Annotated in this window: 17 protein-coding genes and 1 pseudogene; 7 read left to right on the forward strand and 11 right to left on the reverse strand. The window is 65.8% G+C overall.

Annotation, left to right across the window (positions count from 1 at the left end):
* Window positions 1–976: 976 nt before the first annotated feature.
* The 9 genes from ACFOY6_RS02695 to ACFOY6_RS02735 form a co-directional block, all read right to left on the reverse strand.
* On the reverse strand, window positions 977–1,909 hold the full coding sequence (locus tag ACFOY6_RS02695) for a hypothetical protein (RefSeq protein WP_379648774.1): 933 nt from the start codon (window positions 1,907–1,909) through the stop codon (window positions 977–979).
* A gap of 175 nt (window positions 1,910–2,084) precedes the next feature.
* Window positions 2,085–2,426 (reverse strand): hypothetical protein, encoded by a 342-nt coding sequence (locus ACFOY6_RS02700; protein WP_379634118.1) that lies wholly within the window; start codon window positions 2,424–2,426, stop codon window positions 2,085–2,087.
* A 98-nt stretch (window positions 2,427–2,524) separates the two neighbouring features.
* Window positions 2,525–4,426 (reverse strand): DUF927 domain-containing protein, encoded by a 1,902-nt coding sequence (locus tag ACFOY6_RS02705; RefSeq protein WP_379648776.1) that lies wholly within the window; start codon window positions 4,424–4,426, stop codon window positions 2,525–2,527.
* The gene (locus ACFOY6_RS02710) at window positions 4,423–5,475 is read right to left on the reverse strand and encodes a DUF7146 domain-containing protein (protein ID WP_379648778.1); all 1,053 of its coding nucleotides are present in this window, start codon (window positions 5,473–5,475) and stop codon (window positions 4,423–4,425) included. Before ACFOY6_RS02710 ends, ACFOY6_RS02705 begins: the two co-directional genes overlap by 4 nt.
* Entirely contained in the window at window positions 5,472–5,801 is a 330-nt protein-coding gene (locus ACFOY6_RS02715) for a hypothetical protein (RefSeq protein ID WP_379634126.1), read from the reverse strand. Before ACFOY6_RS02715 ends, ACFOY6_RS02710 begins: the two co-directional genes overlap by 4 nt.
* Before the next feature lie 121 nt (window positions 5,802–5,922).
* Window positions 5,923–6,144 carry a helix-turn-helix transcriptional regulator gene (locus tag ACFOY6_RS02720; RefSeq protein ID WP_379648780.1) on the reverse strand — a complete coding sequence of 74 codons (222 nt, stop codon included), beginning with the start codon at window positions 6,142–6,144 and terminating at the stop codon, window positions 5,923–5,925.
* An 80-nt stretch (window positions 6,145–6,224) separates the two neighbouring features.
* Entirely contained in the window at window positions 6,225–7,001 is a 777-nt protein-coding gene (locus ACFOY6_RS02725) for a hypothetical protein (RefSeq protein ID WP_379634128.1), read from the reverse strand.
* Window positions 7,002–7,460: 459 nt separating this feature from the next.
* The gene (locus ACFOY6_RS02730) at window positions 7,461–7,892 is read right to left on the reverse strand and encodes a hypothetical protein (protein ID WP_379634130.1); all 432 of its coding nucleotides are present in this window, start codon (window positions 7,890–7,892) and stop codon (window positions 7,461–7,463) included.
* On the reverse strand, window positions 7,889–8,143 hold the full coding sequence (locus tag ACFOY6_RS02735) for a hypothetical protein (RefSeq protein WP_379648782.1): 255 nt from the start codon (window positions 8,141–8,143) through the stop codon (window positions 7,889–7,891). Before ACFOY6_RS02735 ends, ACFOY6_RS02730 begins: the two co-directional genes overlap by 4 nt.
* Window positions 8,144–8,305: 162 nt before the next feature.
* Between ACFOY6_RS02735 and ACFOY6_RS02740 the strand changes: the two genes are divergently transcribed.
* The 3 genes from ACFOY6_RS02740 to ACFOY6_RS02750 all read left to right on the forward strand — a co-directional run bounded on the left by ACFOY6_RS02740 (window position 8,306) and on the right by ACFOY6_RS02750 (window position 9,630).
* Window positions 8,306–8,557: a helix-turn-helix transcriptional regulator gene (locus ACFOY6_RS02740; RefSeq protein WP_456316927.1), complete on the forward strand. Its 252-nt coding sequence runs from the start codon at window positions 8,306–8,308 to the stop codon at window positions 8,555–8,557.
* Between the two features lie 2 nt (window positions 8,558–8,559).
* Complete coding sequence (locus ACFOY6_RS02745; RefSeq protein ID WP_379634133.1) at window positions 8,560–8,994, forward strand: helix-turn-helix domain-containing protein; 435 nt, start codon at window positions 8,560–8,562, stop codon at window positions 8,992–8,994.
* 372 nt (window positions 8,995–9,366) lie between these two features.
* A complete protein-coding gene (locus tag ACFOY6_RS02750) occupies window positions 9,367–9,630 on the forward strand; it encodes a hypothetical protein (protein WP_379634135.1) in 264 nt (87 codons plus the stop codon).
* A gap of 30 nt (window positions 9,631–9,660) precedes the next feature.
* Here the strand turns inward: ACFOY6_RS02750 and ACFOY6_RS02755 are convergent, their stop codons facing one another.
* Complete coding sequence (locus tag ACFOY6_RS02755) at window positions 9,661–9,990, reverse strand: DUF2335 domain-containing protein (RefSeq protein WP_379648784.1); 330 nt, start codon at window positions 9,988–9,990, stop codon at window positions 9,661–9,663.
* Between the two features lie 324 nt (window positions 9,991–10,314).
* Window positions 10,315–11,625 carry a tyrosine-type recombinase/integrase gene (locus ACFOY6_RS02760; RefSeq protein ID WP_379648786.1) on the reverse strand — a complete coding sequence of 437 codons (1,311 nt, stop codon included), beginning with the start codon at window positions 11,623–11,625 and terminating at the stop codon, window positions 10,315–10,317.
* Between the two features lie 550 nt (window positions 11,626–12,175).
* Here ACFOY6_RS02760 and ACFOY6_RS02765 point away from each other — a divergent pair.
* From ACFOY6_RS02765 to ACFOY6_RS02780, 4 genes and pseudogenes are all read left to right on the forward strand, one after another.
* Window positions 12,176–12,655: a Tat pathway signal protein gene (locus ACFOY6_RS02765; protein WP_109517738.1), complete on the forward strand. Its 480-nt coding sequence runs from the start codon at window positions 12,176–12,178 to the stop codon at window positions 12,653–12,655.
* A gap of 10 nt (window positions 12,656–12,665) precedes the next feature.
* Window positions 12,666–13,406, forward strand: a complete 741-nt coding sequence (locus ACFOY6_RS02770; protein WP_379648790.1) for a MotA/TolQ/ExbB proton channel family protein — start codon at window positions 12,666–12,668, stop codon at window positions 13,404–13,406.
* A gap of 6 nt (window positions 13,407–13,412) precedes the next feature.
* A complete protein-coding gene (tolR, locus tag ACFOY6_RS02775; RefSeq protein WP_109517740.1) occupies window positions 13,413–13,862 on the forward strand; it encodes a protein TolR in 450 nt (149 codons plus the stop codon).
* 13 nt (window positions 13,863–13,875) lie between these two features.
* Window positions 13,876–14,444 (forward strand): annotated as a pseudogene (locus ACFOY6_RS02780) (hypothetical protein); the annotation flags it as partial.

Here is a 14,444-nt window from a genome sequence, read left to right on the forward strand (position 1 = left end):
CGCTCAGGCTTCTTCAGAGCCGGCCTAGCCTTCTTTCGCGGACTCACTGCGGACTCATTGAGCGAATCAGCTCAGCCGCTTTCCTCAGAAGGCGCACCTCCCAAGCCACTTTTTGCCATCTCAACTTTTTGGCGACCGCTCTCAGCAACAACAGCAAAAGAAAGCTGATGTTATGGTATAACATACCGGCCGTGACCGGGGTCCGAATTACCCCTGGTTAGAGCTGGATTGGGGAAGGACCCATGCCACCTATGATTGTGGAGGGTAAGCCAGCCGCCCGAAGATGACGACAACCTGAGGCTGTGGTGTGTAGGCCCGTCAAAGGATCATCATCTGTCTCGCATTCCTCCTTCTGGCTTCCTTTCTATTTTTGCGTGTTCTGCGTGTTCCCGTGTTCCATGGCAGTTAAGTGTTTGAAGAAAAACGTATATGCTTGGAACATGCGATATCTGGGGGTGTTCCATTAGGCCCTTTTTTCGTGTTCCTTCAGGCCCTCAGAACACGAAAGGCGGCACGAACCCTGTCCGTGCCGCCCTGCCATGAACCCATCACCTAAAGGCCCGAGGTGTCGGCTCTAATCTGCCCGCATACACGCATGATGGAGGCATTCCACCCATCAGGATCACTAGGGGTTGTACGTTGGCCCGGCGGTGCGGGAACGGCACTGAGGCCAGAAACGCTGTCCTTTTGCCCCCCAATGCCCAGCACCCGACGATGGGAGGCACCCCATTTGTCATCATGACCGCTGGTTGAGATAGAGGAAGCGGACTTCTGAGGCTCAGGGGGCGCTGCCTGATCTTCGATGGAGTCCATAATGCCCAGGAGCAGGTAGTCGTAATCAGTCCGTCTGGCTTTCACTGTGCGTCTCCTATGCTGAAATTGGTGAGGGGAGGGTGTTCCCGCCGCACACTCCTCCGGGGCGGGCTTCGGAACTTGGCCGGGCCTTTCAAAGCCGGGCATGCCCAGGAGGCCTGGATCAGCTGAAGGCCAGATGAAGAGCCTCGCCGCCTCGAGCTGCGGGGGTAGCCTGGTCCTGACCGTCAATCACAATCTCCGGTCGCGCATCGGCACGCCGCAGGATCTCGTGGCCCTGAGCCTCGAGCCCACGAATGGCGACCTCTTCTGCCACCTCAGCAGCACGAATCTGCTGCTCCGCTTCAGCAATCTTCTGCCGTCGCTCAACTTCGGTGAGACCAGGGCCGACCTTGGCCGCCTCCTCTTCCAGGCGACGGGTAAGCGCGGCTTTGATCGCGTCTGGAAAGAGAGCCACCAGGAATTCAAGCGAAGCTATCGAGGGATAGGCTTCGCCCATATTGCGAACCGTTACCTGAAAGCCGAGTTCATCGAGCGACTTGTGTCCATCTCGCCGGAGAAGGCTGCCCATCGATGGGGCCTGCCGGGCCGCAGCGCTTGCAATCAGCCTGTCCAGCGTGGCGCAGGCTTCTTCAAGGGCAACCGGCGCGGCGCGGGCAGTCTCGATAGACTGCTGCGCTTTCTCGAGATCCGCGCGCGCCTTGCGAAGATCATCCCCAAAGCCTCCCTTCGAGATCGGCGCCATACGTTGGGAGGAGACGCTGGCGCGCGGGACAGCACTATTCTGTGAAATCCAGTCATCGCATGCCCGCAGTAGAGCTTTTGCGATAGCCGCAGGTGCCGCGAAGAGTTCCTGTTCCTGCAGCACCGCCTTGATCTCACCCTTCACGCGGGAGATTTCGGCCTCGATGCTGGCTATGGAGCGGGCATTCTTCTGCGGGTTCCGCTGCAGCTCGTCAGAATGCTGTTCTAGCTCAGCCTGGCGCGGATAGAGGACGTCACTGATGCGCTTTGCCAGCGCTTCACTCGCTGCACGCTTCGTGGTGGCCGTCACCCGTAGCCGGTGAAGCCGTTCTTGATCATAGGTGAAAGGCATTGGAAATGCTCCGGTCCCTGGAAGGGGGAGGGCGCCGTTGCCTCATGGAGCAACGGCGCCCACTCCACCGACAATGCGGAACCTGGAATCGCCGATGGAGCTGCGAGACGCGCCGGGAGCACCACCAACCGGCCGTATCTCACTGATTATCCTCTGCGATTGAACTGGATTTGTCTCAGGAGGAGGAAGGAGCGCCAAACCTCTTCCTTCGTGCCCGGTGCCGGCGCAGAAGGCCCATGTGCATGGTCCCGGCCCGGTTACCGCTGGCAATCCGGGCTGCGTTTTCGAAGGTGAGAGTGGGGTCGGCGGCCAGCAGTCGATCCATCTCATCCATCTGCGTGGCATAGTCGCGCCGTGGCGAACGCCGCACAGCCAGCCCAGAAGCAATGACATGGCGGGCGGCGAGCTCTAGCCGCGCTATGACCTCCGCCGGATTACTCTGAGCGGCATCTACCAGCGCAAGGATACGCTTCGCGCCAGCCCGCTCGACGATGAAGTGCAGCGCCTCATCGTTCAACACGGGCGCTTGAAGCGGTGGTGCCTGGCGCCGGCGGCGGGGAGCTCCATACACTGGATGATGTGGGACAGGCCTATCCTGATCCAGATCCATATTGATCACTCCCCGTCGTCTTCAGACATAAGGATTGTGTCGCTGACGTGATAGAGGCGCTGCTTTGCCTCGCCGGCCGGTGTCATGGAGCGGGAAGCTTTGCTGTCAGCGCCACTAATCAGAAAGCCGGATTTCAACAGACTGCCGATGGCATCGCGGAAGTTCAGTCCGGTCATCGCTTCGGCCATACCAGCCGGGCTGACATAGTAGACCCATCGCCAGCGCTTCCGGTCATCCTGCTCCCAGCGCCGGAAGCCAGCGCGGTTCACCACGGGAAACCGCTCGTGCAGAGGCTGGCGCCGCCCGCCTTCATCCTCCTGAACCTCATCCGGGAGCGGCCCCCAAGGCTGGAAGCGTGCTCTGCCATGAAGCTGGATGAACTTGCGAAGCGCTTCTGCTGCCTGGTGATCCTCACGGGCGCCGATCGTGCCTCGCTCGCTGAGCCAAGCCTCGAAGCACAGGCGCGCAGCGTCTTCTGCCTCACTCTCCGGCCAGGGAAGGATACCGGCCTGACTTGCCAATTCCCCTGCCAGCCCGACCAGAGCGAAGAAGTTCGCGACGCTGGCGACCTGACCTTCAGCGCCCTGTGGCATAAGTCGTTTTGCCAGATCATCTCGCCGCTGGCGAAGTGAGTGCTGAAAGCCTGCCTCATCTTCGGCAAGTCGCGCCGTCAGCCATTGGAGCCAGGGACGCGCAGCGGTGCCAAAATGATTTGTGGTGGCGCTCACTAGGCGCCTCGCGAAGTCCCCCAGGTTGTCCGCCCCATGCAAAACCTCAAACATTCCCAGACCGGCGCCAGCATCGGCAGGAATATCGACAAGGCGCACGGTCTGGCCTGTCCGGCTGACCTTGTTCGCGGCAGCCATCTTCTCTGTCAGGCCAACTTCTCCTGTAGAGAGAAGCAGCGTGGTCCATCGCGCCTCGGTGCGAGCCGCACCCATCCTGTTGGCCCGAGCCTTGCCGCGACCGGATGCCAGCATGTAGGCGACAGGCCCAATCTCGGCGTCGCCAAACTCATCCATCTCATCCAGCGCAAGCAGAGCGCCAGAATGCGCCATCGCTACGCCCTCCAACGCGTTTCCCGTCACGCGCCAGGTGCGAACGTAGCCTGATGCGCCGGATCCTGGTTCGCCGCCCCAAACACTGGCCGCCAGGCGCAGCGCCGTGGTCTTGCCGCTCTTCGACTTCCCTTTGAAGTTGGCGCCGCCGCCATCTGATCCTGTCAGCTCGAGCAGCGGAGCAGCCAAGGCACATGACAGCGCGAAACCAAGTCGGCTGTTGCCAGTGCACAGTTGCGCAACCTCGGCCTGCCAGCCGGCAAGAGTGCCTTGCGAGTGGAAGGCATGCGGCGCCTTGCTCTCTTGCTCAACAAAGATGCGCTCATCACTCACGCCGACAGCGCCCTCCGGCAGCACAAAGACAAGCTTGCCGCCAATCCGATGCCAGCCATTGCGGGGCACGCTTGTTGCCCGTGCCGGAGATCGTGCCTGCCCCAGCAACTCAACAAGCGCTTGTCGGGCCGGGGGGCTGGTGCCGATAGCCAGGCCGGCATCCGCCAGCAGCTCCCGCACAGCAGCGCCGTCACCGGCCAGCAGGCGGCGAGGAATCACCAGATCCTTGGTATTGTTGTCGCGATCAGCGAAGCGGACCAGAAGGCCCCAGCCCATGCCCTCATGAGACCGGCTTTCGGCCAGAACCTCCATGGGCGCGCAGATCCAGATGGCGTTCTTCTCGGCGTCGGATGCCGGCTTCCAGATCCCAGACTCATCCACCTTGAAGAAGCGGCCGAAGGGCTGAAAGGGGACCACGTTGCCAGAAGCGGAGGGCGTCGCCTGGGCGGGCTCAGCGGCTTCAATGGCGCGCCTGACATTCGACTTGCCGCTCTCTCCATCACGAGAGTTGGTCATGCTGTTTCCATTTCGTCGCTTTGCGCGAGGTCGTTCAGGTCTTTGAAGCCGTGGGGTGGCCGTGCGACCCGGATTCGCCGTCCTTCGGCCAGGAACCGATCCACGGCCCGTTGCAGCGCCAAGGCCGCTGGGGTGCCGGGCGGGTCGTTGTCGGCCAGTAGAAGGATGCGGCTGATCGCAGGCGGAAGGCTGATGCGGGCAAGGTTGCCGACGCTGATGCCGGCCATGACGCGGAGCTCCGGCGCCGCCAGGGCCGCCGACAAGCAGTTCTCAATGCCCTCTCCCAGGGCAGTCTCTTCGCCCTCTGATGCCTGCCGCAGAGGCTTGCCGCTGGCGCCCCGCTGGAGGGGGATCACGCCCCCCACGAAGCTGCCCAGCACCATTTTGGGGTGTTTGAGCCGGGCCTTGATCCAGCGGCCGCTCTTGTCTTGTTCCAGGTAGGTCCGATGCGTCGCCAGATGCCGGCCACCTGGCTCGGTGATCGCGGCAACCATCGCGGGCATGGTCCGGCCTGTCTCCTGACACCAGCACCGCGGATGAAACCGCAGGGCAGCCGGCTGGCGGCCGAGGGCGGACAGGTCGATAGCCCGGCATCGGAGATAGAGATCGACCGGCGTGCCGGCCAGGCGCTGCTCTGCCTCGAGGAACAACGCCAGTGCGGCGCGCCGTCGCCGCTCAGCATCGGCATCACGGCTTGCCGCGCGAGTGTCAGGGCGGGGATGGGCAGGGAGCGGCGCGGCGCGCCCGCCATCGCTAAGGCCCAGCCAGCGGCGCGCCCAGCGCATCGCCTCGCTTCTGTTGCCCCGGTAGAGGACCGCCGCGACCAGATCGAGAGCGTCACCCCGCTCACCGCTGGCGAAGTCTGACCATATGCCGGCTCTTTCGCCCGTGAGGCGCACCGCCAACGACTGACCGCGCTCGCCGCTGAGGCTGCCGCAACGCCATTCCTGGCCGTCCCGCCGGCCGGCCGGCAGCAGCTCTGCCGCCAGAACCGCTGCCCGGGCACCGAGCATCTGCGCCAGTTCGCGAGCGCCAGGCCCTTTCATCATGCGGCACCACCATGCGCGGTGCAGGCATCGCCCACCCCGCACCGAGCCCGAGCTGCCAAGGCCCACTTGATGCCCGCTGCTGGCGGCATGATCCGCACACGCTCGGCCAGGGCGTCCTGACCCGCCATGCGAAGTGCGCCTTCGTCGTGGCTTGAGGCGCGGCCCCGATCACGCCCGCCTCGTATGGTCTCCATCGCAAGCCAGAACGACACCGCCAGGGCAATCTCACTACCGATGGCCACCCGATGGGTGATGCCGCCCCAGTAGCTTTGGAGCGCCCGCAGATGCTCGGCCTGAAGGGCAGGGTCGCAGCGCAGCACCTTCATCAGGTCCCCGAAGACGGGCCATGGATAATCCGGCCCAGAGCGTGGGCTCGAGATGAAGCGTACCGGCATGCCCCGCACACGCCCGATGTAGAGCGGCTGGACTCGCATGCCCTGGCCCGCCTCAGCCGCGCTGGCGACGAAGGGTCGCTTCGCTGGTGCTGGAGACAACCCGGTTGGCCATCCACCGCACCAGCTCGGTCTCAGGGTAGACGACGCGCCGGCCGATCTTGCACATGGCCGGGCCTCCCCCCACGCGGGCAAGTTCCGCCAGGGTGCGCTTGGAAAGGCGCACGAATTCAGCCGCTTCTTCACGGGTGCGATATCGCTCTTGGCTGGAATGCATCGGGATCTCCTCTTGGCCACCGATGCGCTCCGGCGCACCTCCTGGCATGAAGGAGAAAAGACCGGCGAAAACCGCCCCGTCTAACCGCCCGGCGGATGGTTATCCGGTAGGTTTTTTCGGGCTCTTCGCGGCCTGCCGCCCTTCGACCACGCCTTGCTTTCGCCTGTCCCCAAACTGTGGACGGCTTGGGCTATCCCCTCGTTGCGAGCCGCTTGCCAGCCATCGCGCGTCATCCCTTTGGCCATCCAGTGCCGTTTGTGCTGCTCGCTCGGAAGGGTCACCCCTTCTGGCGACTGTTCCACAGCCTTCCGCACTTCTTCGACGCACTCGCGATGCAGATCATTAGCTTCAGAGATCGACAGGTGCGGCCGAGACTTCTTCTGCGACTCCTGGACAGCCGGAGATTCTTCACGGAGGGGAGGGCCAACGCGGACAAGGTGATAATCCATGCCTGCCAAGGTGACTCTGTTCCGATTTCCCGCAACGAAGCGCGGGTTAGCCCAGACTTCGGCAAGGATGGGGCAGCGTTTACCGTGGATAATGCCGGTCGCCGCCAGCTCGCCGCTCTTCAGCTTTCGGAGCACATCATCGCTTATGCTGCTCCAGATCTGGCGGACCCGCTTTTCCCTGCGACGCCACTCGGCAGCCTGTCGGCCTACCCCAAGACTGGGGGGAGCGTTGTTCAGGTAGGATGAATAGGTGATTGATTGGGAGGAAGGGCGAGAAAGAGCGCGCAAAGCGTTCCGGGCAAGCTGATAGCTCTGAAGAAGCGCCGGATCGGCGAACCTTTCCCATGCCTGTTCAAGCGACGCGTCAACAGGGGTGGGACCGCTCCCGCCCCGCTCATCATCGGTCATGCCCGCCTCACGCCGGCTCGCCTCACGGAGTAGGAGACGGCGCGGCGGGCAGGGCGTGAGGAACCTGCTTTCGGCGGCCAAACCTAGCCGCGCCGACAGGAATTTTATCTGCCTCGCAGAGTGGCAAGCAAGGCTTGAGGGCATGCCCATCATGGCGCCGGTGCTCTTCCACGAAGCACCGCCATGCGGTCGGCGTGATAATGCTGCATCTTCGCCGCGGCCTCGGCCTCCTGAGACCGGGAGAAATTCCCCCGGTGCAACAGGTGCTCGTGGGTCCTGCGCTGCGCCACGGTCTCGAAGGTCCGGAGGCACCAGGCGCAGCGGTGAGTGGCGGGCTGGCTGTGGCGGCTCATGGCTGGTGACCCAGCAGGCGCTTTCTGCCCCACGGCGCGGGAAGTTTCGGAGGCTTGGGCGGCTCCCCGTTCAGCGGCGGCGGGATGACGAAGGAGCAGGGCAGGCTCATAGCTGGTGACCCAGCAGGCGCTGCACGTCCTCGACGAAGGACAAGGTCAGCTCTACCTGCGGGCACCCAGTCTCGATGGAGCAATCTTTGATGCCCCAGGTCATCACGTGCTCCAGCATCGCCGCCTTGGCATGCAGACCATCGAGGGAGCGCGCTGGCAGAGTGCACGCCTTTATCAGCGCCGCGTCCTCTCGCCCGCACAAATCACTGCAATAGGCTTCATCGGCGATAGCCTCCTGGCTGCCCTTTGGCGGGTCCTCCCGGCTATCCCAGGCTTCGATCTTGGCCACGGCATCGTGGTACTCGGCGCAGGTCGCCAGCAGTTCCACGTCGAGGCTGGAGACGGCAGAGAGAGCGCCCAAACCCGCCGCAGCGGTGGGCAGGCTCAGCCCGGCAGCGAGCGCCGCTCTTCTTGGGAGGCGGATCATACCACTGCTCCCCAGGCGCCGAAGAGAATGCAGAGGCCGCCAGCTGCCGCGGTGAAGCCGAACAGCAGCCGGTCAGCCAGTGGCCAGGGCGGGGTATCGCCATTGGCCAGGTACGCCAGGTAGAAGCCGGCGGTGGTGGGGCGCACCGTGGGCGCGCCCTGAGCAGAGGGAACTCTTCTTCTGGGCTGGGCGTCGTCAGCCGCCTGGAGGCTTCTGGCGGTGGGCGTGGGTGTGCTATGGGCAAACGACATCGTTGCCGGCTCCTGATCCGAGCTGGTGGTGATGGAGGCCGGGCGGTGGAGGTGGTGCTCCTCGCTCGGCCGTTTTTAGTTGGAGTGGTGCCCAACCTCAATTAATATGATTGGCCTTGTGTCTAACGTCAATCAGAAAGATTGAGATTGTCCGAAAACGAGATCTCTGCTGCACAGTGTCGTGGTGCACGAGCCATGCTTGGCTGGAACCAGATGCAATTGGCTGAGGCGGCAAGGGTCGCCAGGCAGACGATAGTTGATTTTGAGCGGGGCGCTCGCTCTCCACACCCAAGCACTCTCGCCGCGGTCCGCACCGCCTTCAAAGCTGCCGGCGTTGAGTTCATCCCGGAGAATGGTGGGGGTGCGGGAGTGCGGCTGAGAAAGGGCGTCTGTCCAGCAGCGGAAGTTGATTAGAGGTGGACGCGATAGGGAACGGCGTCTTTCCTGACATCACCCCCGCTCAGGTTCGCGCCGCACGCGCCCTCCTAGGCTGGTCTCGCGACCATCTTGCCTCAGTCTGTGGGGTAACTGTCCGAACCCTCGATAGACTGGAAGCTGGCAGACACGCGTCTTCGCGCCGGACTGCCGTTTCCGTCCGCACCGCCCTTGAAGCCGCCGGGGTGGTCTTCATCCCCCAGAACGGTGGCGGCCCTGGCGTGCGGCTGCGAGACGCGACCAGCCCAACGCCCACCACCGCTCCGCCCAGCTTCGCGGCGACGATCGGGGCCGCGCTGGAGAAGCTGCCGGAGCGGGCTAAGGGTGATCCTGAAAGCACCGAGCCCGAGCCTCAGCTCCGTACCGTCTCACCCGAAGATGAGGTGCGGGGCGAGCGTGATGTGGGGGAAGAGTGATCCTGGCATGGCTTCCAAAACCTTGCCCCTCACAGCTGGACAGTGCCGGCAGGCGCGGACCGTACTTGGTCTTAGTGCTGTTCGTCTGGCGTCACTGGCAGGCATTTCTGGCGAGACGCTGCTCCGGTTTGAGAAGGGCAGTTTGGCCAGAGCCACGACGGTCCAGAAGATTTACGCCGCCCTCGAGGCGGCCGGCGCTGAGTTCACCCCTGAAGATAGCGGGGGCGCTAGGGCGTGCCTAAAAAGCCGTGGCGCATAAGGGAGCCAATCATTGCCGATTAACCACCTCCTCGAGTGGATCAGCCAGAACACCACCGGCGTCATCATCATGGTGGCCGTGGCGTGTCTGGTGGTGTGGCTGAAGAGGCGACAGTGACCGAGGACCGCAGCTCGGGTAAGGCCCACTGGACCATCGACGCAGATGACGTCCGCACCCTCGTCGGCCTGACCGCGGACGAGACCAGCGAGTACTTCAGCCTCCTGCACGCTGAGGCGGAGGTCTCGTGCCAGGAGGCGCAGGACCGGCTGAGGGCGCTCAGGAAGCGGCACTTAGCCGCAGCCGGCGGTAAAGCCATTCCGGAAAATGGTGGCGGGGCAGGGGTGCGGCTGAAGCGGCCGAGGAAGGCGGCTCCATGACCAGCCATTGCTCAGCATCTGAGGTCGGGGTTAAGAGGTCCTGCCCCATACCAGCGCTGCGGTGACGCCTGCGATTATGCTCGTGCCCAAGCCAACGGCGGCCCAGTCATGGCCTGCGAATGCAAGCCAGACAGATCCCGCAAAGGCGCCGCCCGCAAACAGAAAGCCCAGCAGCCGCCCAAACAGCGCCTCGGCCAGCATGAATGTCTGAGCGCGCTCAGCCGTCTTGCGGCCGGTGTCCGCGTTCTGCTCCGCCATGCGCATGATCCGCTCCGGAAAGGACGGATCTATGGCGCCGTAGCCCTCGAGCTGGCGAGGGGGAGGCAGCGGCCCGGCGTGCGCCTCCGTCACCTCCATCATCTGAACCGACATGCCGACCGAAGTCGGCAATGGAGGTGCTGAGGTAGGGCTAGGCGGCTGGCTTGCGGGCTTTGGTTGGTGCGCGGCTGGCTTCTTCACTGGTCACACTCAGGGCTTGGCGCATTGCAGCGCCCACAGCCGCCCAGGATCTAACCGTGAGCTCCCGCGCGGTCACGGCGGGGTACGGCGCTGCCGGCCCGGCAAATGCCAGCAGGCCGCCGACATACCGGCTATGCCGGCTGGGTGTGCCGGAAGCCTGCGGAGCCCGATGCCTGTCATCGCGGTGCTTCATGCTCCCATTGATGTGCCTGCCGCCTGTCGGCGTCAAGACGAGTCCTGTGCCGCCAGCCGAAGCACATGCCCCGCCCAGGCTTCGCTGGCTGCCTGCCGCTCGGCCAGGAAGTCATGCCGCTGATAGACCGCCGCTACGCCTTGGATCCCTGTCGCCTCAACATGGTTCAGCAGCCTGTCCGCCACATGCGGCGCGATCCCGAGCCGAGCCAGGGTCGTCACGCCTGTCCGCCGTAGGTCATGCAGCCGCCAGGGAGGGAAAGCCGCCGGCGTAGCCGCCTGGCCTGCCTCCGCTGCCGCCTTGAGCCGCGCCTTGTGGATGAGCTCGTCCAGGCGGACCTTCGCCTTGCTGATGCCGGAAACGGGCGTCGTGCCCGTGGTGCTGAAGACCAGCTCCGAAGGGGCGGCCTCGGCGCCTGCGCCCCCTCGGCCTAGCGCAGGTGGTAAGCGGGGCAGGGCGGACAGGATGGCCCTGGCGGGCTCCGGCAGATGCACCAGGTGCGCCCGACCATTCTTCGAACGCTGCGCCGGTACCGTCCAGGTGGACAGATCCGGCGACAACTCGCTCCACCTCATGCCCGCCACCTCTGAGCGGCGCTGAAGCGTCAGGATCAGGATCCGGAAATATGAACCGAAGAGGAGGCCCAGGCTCGCCGTCGCCTGCCACACTTCCCGCAACTCGGCATCGCTCAGCGCACGGTCCCGAGATACCTCGCGGCCCTCGGTATGCACCTCGGCGAAGGGATTGGTCGGCACCAGGCGCCGCTTCATCGCCCAGCCATACAGCGCTCGGGCGTAGGCGTGGCTCCGGCGGGCCATGGTCTCGCCGCGGTCCAGCGCCACGGCATCAATGCTCCGCTGTGCCATCTCGTGGTCTATGCCTGCGGCTGGCAGGGGCAGCAGATCCGGCAGGTTGACCCGTAGGGCCCGGACTGCCTCCCGGCTGTAGGCGGGCCTGCGGTCCTTCAGCGCCATCCCGGCCCAGCGCTCGATCAGGATCTCCACCGTCAAGGCATCGGCCACCTTCTGGCGCCTGGCGCTGGTCTCGGCGGCTATGGCGGTGGCCTGGGCGGTCTTGCGCTCGCCCAAGGGGTCACGGCCCTCCCGGACCCTGCCACGGGCTTCCTCCGCCTTCCCACGCGCCTGCGAGGGGGTGAGGACGCCGTAATCCCCCAGCACCATCCGCTGCACCCGGCCGCCAAAGCGGTACTGAAAAAGGAACACCTTCTTGCCGGCCTTGGTGACGCGGAGAGCGAACCCCGGAAGCTGGTCGTCAAACACCAGCAGATCCTGGCGGTCAGGCGGGCAGGTGATGGCGTCGATCTCGCGCTTCCCCAGCTTCACGAGACCCTCGGAACACACGGAACACAAACAGGAAGGCCCGTGTTCCATGGATTTTTGGACTTTAGAACATTGAAAAGGCTATATATATTGTATGTGTAGAACACAAGAACACATAGAACACGGCATTTTAGGTTCCACCCTGGCGCTAGGTCGCTTGTCATGGCTCGGACCCTCTGATGGTTCAGTCGCGGACTCACTGCGGACTCATCTGAAACAGCATCCCGCGCACCGTCTGTCACTCCCTCGCATCAAGTGACAATTTTCGAGCAATTAATTTCAATGGCTTAGGGGTTCTGTGCCTCTTTCTGCGTCTCACTGCATGAGAGATGCACTTTTTCGTAATCAGTAGGTCCCCGGTTCAATCCCGGGCGTCGGCACCAGCCCCCCTTCCTTCATGGTTTTCGGTTTGTCCCACGGTCCCTCCCAGGGGCCGGCACGCCCCCTTGCGCGCGTGGTGCCGGATCTTTGTGGAATATTGCGAGTCATTCGCATTGCAACCGCCTCTCATTGGCGGCATAAGCCAGCGCAGTTGCGAAGGGATGATTCCACCATGCCGATCCGCCAGACACTGGGCGCCCTGGGGCTCGCCACGGCCGCGCTGCTCGCCGCGCCGCTGGCCTCGCCGGCAGCCGCCCAGGGTGCGGCGGTGCCCGGCGCCACGCCCGCGGCGGAGCGCATCGGCCTGGAGCTGAACCGGCTGGAGCCGCGCCAGAACGCCGGCGCCAATGGCTGCCGCGTCTGGCTGGTGCTGCGCAACCCCGGCGCCGAGCCGGTCGATCCGCTGCGCCTCGACCTGCTGATCTTCGGCAAGGATGGGGTGGTGGCGCAGCGCCTTTCCCTCGATGTCGGCCCGCTGCCGCGCGAGAAGACCATGGCGCGGGTGTTCGACCTGAGCACCCAGCCCTGCGACGGCATCGGCGCCTTCCTGCTGAACGATCTGCTGGCCTGCGGCGCGGCCGAGACCGCCGCCGCCTGCCTGCCCCGTCTCGCGCTGTCGTCGCGCGTCGACGGCGTTTCCTTCGAGAAGTGAGGAGGTCGCGATGAACCCGACCGACGCCGCCACCGCCCTCCCGGAAATCGCCAATGCGGCGAGCCATGCCGACATGTCGATGCTCGGCCTGTTCCTCATGGCGGACTGGGTGGTCAAATCGGTCATGATCGCGCTGGTGCTCGCCTCCGTGATCTGCTGGGCCATCATCGTCGAGAAGTCGCTGCTGCTGGGCCGGCTGGGGCGGGAGGTGCGCAAGCTGGTCGGCGCCGCCGCGCCGGGTGGCCAGGCCGCCCCGCAGGCGCCGCAGGGCGAGGGGCTGGCCGCCCGCGTGCTGCGCGCCGGCACCCGTGAATGGCGTGATGGCCGGGAGGAGGGCGAGAGCCGCTTCGAGTACCGCCACCGCATGGAGCACGCCATGCGCCACGCCCTGAGCGGCGAGCTGCGCAAGGTGGAGCCGGGCCTGCCCTTCCTCGCCACCACCGGGGCGGTGGCGCCCTTCATCGGCCTGTTCGGCACGGTGTGGGGCATCATGAACAGCTTCGCCAACATCGCGCAGAGCAACGACACCAGCCTGGCCGTGGTGGCCCCCGGCATCGCCGAGGCGCTGTTCGCCACCGCCATCGGCCTTGTCGCCGCCATTCCCGCCGTCATGGCCTACAACCGCCTGCTGGTCCGCCTCGGCCGGCTGCGGCAGGACGGGCAGGCGGCGGCGGCCGATCTGGCCTCCGGCCTCTCCCGCCGCCCGCCCAGCCGGGTGGCCGCGCACGCCAGCCACGCGGCGGCGGAGTAAGCCGGCATGGCCTTCGCCGGACCCAGCCATGGCGGTGGCGAGGATGACGGCCCGCTGCCGATGGCGGACATGAACGTCACGCCGCTGGTGGACGTCATGCTGGTGCTGCTCATCGTCTTCATGGTGGCGGCGCCGATGATGGTGGTGGGCGTGCCGGTCGAGCTGCCCAAGACGGCCGCGCCGCGCGCCGCCGCCCAGCGCCCGCCCGTGGTGCTGACCGTGGCCGCCGACAGCCGTATCTTCCTTCGCCAGGAGGAGGTGCCGGCCGCCGAGCTGGCCGCCCGCCTCGCCACGCTGCGCGAGGAGGACCCCGAGGCCCCGGTCTATGTGCGCGGCGACCGCAGCGTGCCCTATGGCGAGGTGCTGCGCGTGATGGGCCGCATCACCCAGGCCGGCATCAGCAAGGTCTCGCTGATCGCCGAGGCGGAGCCCGGCCCCGCCATTCGCGCCCGCTGAACAGGCTGATGGCATGACAACGCAGACCTTGGGTGTCGCGCCCGGCCTCGGCCTGCGCGGCAGCCGCGCCCTGGGCTGGGGCGCCTCGGCGCTGCTGCATGGCGGCGCGGCGGTGTTCCTGCTCTACGGCATGCCGGCGCAGGAGCCGCCGGCGCTGGACATGCCGGTGCTGGAAGTGGCGAGCATGCCCAGCGCCCCCGCCTCGGAGGCCAGCGAAGCCATGGAGGTGGCGGAGCCGGTGCAGGCCGTGGCGCCGCCGCCCACCCCCACCATGGCCGAGCCGCCGCCGGTGACCGCCGTGGCGCCCCCCGAGCCGGTGGCGGCCGAGCCGCCGCCGATGGTGCAGCCGGCGGAGCCGCCGCCTGTCGCCATGTCCGAGCCGCCGCCTGTGGAAATGGCCGATCCGCCGCCCGTGGAGGTGGCCGAGCCGGAGCCGGTGGAGGCCCCGGCGCCGGAGGAGACGGTGCCGGTGCTGGATGTGGAGGAACCACCTCCGCCGCCGCCGCCACCGCCGCCGCCACCGCCACCGCCGAGGCCGGCCCCGCCACCGGCTATGGCCCCGTCTCGGCTGCGCCCTTCGGC

It is taken from the genome of Teichococcus aestuarii, from assembly GCF_042651065.1.
Classification (GTDB): Bacteria; Pseudomonadota; Alphaproteobacteria; order Acetobacterales; family Acetobacteraceae; genus Pseudoroseomonas; species Pseudoroseomonas aestuarii.

What these genes read in the sequence shown, in the direction of transcription:
- ACFOY6_RS02755 (WP_379648784.1), bottom strand. Translation starts at nt 9,990, where the DNA reads ATGATGGAGGTGACGGAGGCGCACGCCGGGCCGCTGCCTCCCCCTCGC.
- ACFOY6_RS02725 (WP_379634128.1), bottom strand. Translation starts at nt 7,001, where the DNA reads ATGACCGATGATGAGCGGGGCGGGAGCGGTCCCACCCCTGTTGACGCG.
- ACFOY6_RS02715 (WP_379634126.1), bottom strand. Translation starts at nt 5,801, where the DNA reads ATGAAGGTGCTGCGCTGCGACCCTGCCCTTCAGGCCGAGCATCTGCGG.
- ACFOY6_RS02735 (WP_379648782.1), bottom strand. Translation starts at nt 8,143, where the DNA reads ATGTCGTTTGCCCATAGCACACCCACGCCCACCGCCAGAAGCCTCCAG.
- tolR (WP_109517740.1), top strand. Translation starts at nt 13,413, where the DNA reads ATGGCCTTCGCCGGACCCAGCCATGGCGGTGGCGAGGATGACGGCCCG.
- ACFOY6_RS02705 (WP_379648776.1), bottom strand. Translation starts at nt 4,426, where the DNA reads ATGACCAACTCTCGTGATGGAGAGAGCGGCAAGTCGAATGTCAGGCGC.
- ACFOY6_RS02770 (WP_379648790.1), top strand. Translation starts at nt 12,666, where the DNA reads ATGAACCCGACCGACGCCGCCACCGCCCTCCCGGAAATCGCCAATGCG.
- ACFOY6_RS02710 (WP_379648778.1), bottom strand. Translation starts at nt 5,475, where the DNA reads ATGATGAAAGGGCCTGGCGCTCGCGAACTGGCGCAGATGCTCGGTGCC.
- ACFOY6_RS02730 (WP_379634130.1), bottom strand. Translation starts at nt 7,892, where the DNA reads ATGATCCGCCTCCCAAGAAGAGCGGCGCTCGCTGCCGGGCTGAGCCTG.
- ACFOY6_RS02765 (WP_109517738.1), top strand. Translation starts at nt 12,176, where the DNA reads ATGCCGATCCGCCAGACACTGGGCGCCCTGGGGCTCGCCACGGCCGCG.
- ACFOY6_RS02695 (WP_379648774.1), bottom strand. Translation starts at nt 1,909, where the DNA reads ATGCCTTTCACCTATGATCAAGAACGGCTTCACCGGCTACGGGTGACG.
- ACFOY6_RS02720 (WP_379648780.1), bottom strand. Translation starts at nt 6,144, where the DNA reads ATGCATTCCAGCCAAGAGCGATATCGCACCCGTGAAGAAGCGGCTGAA.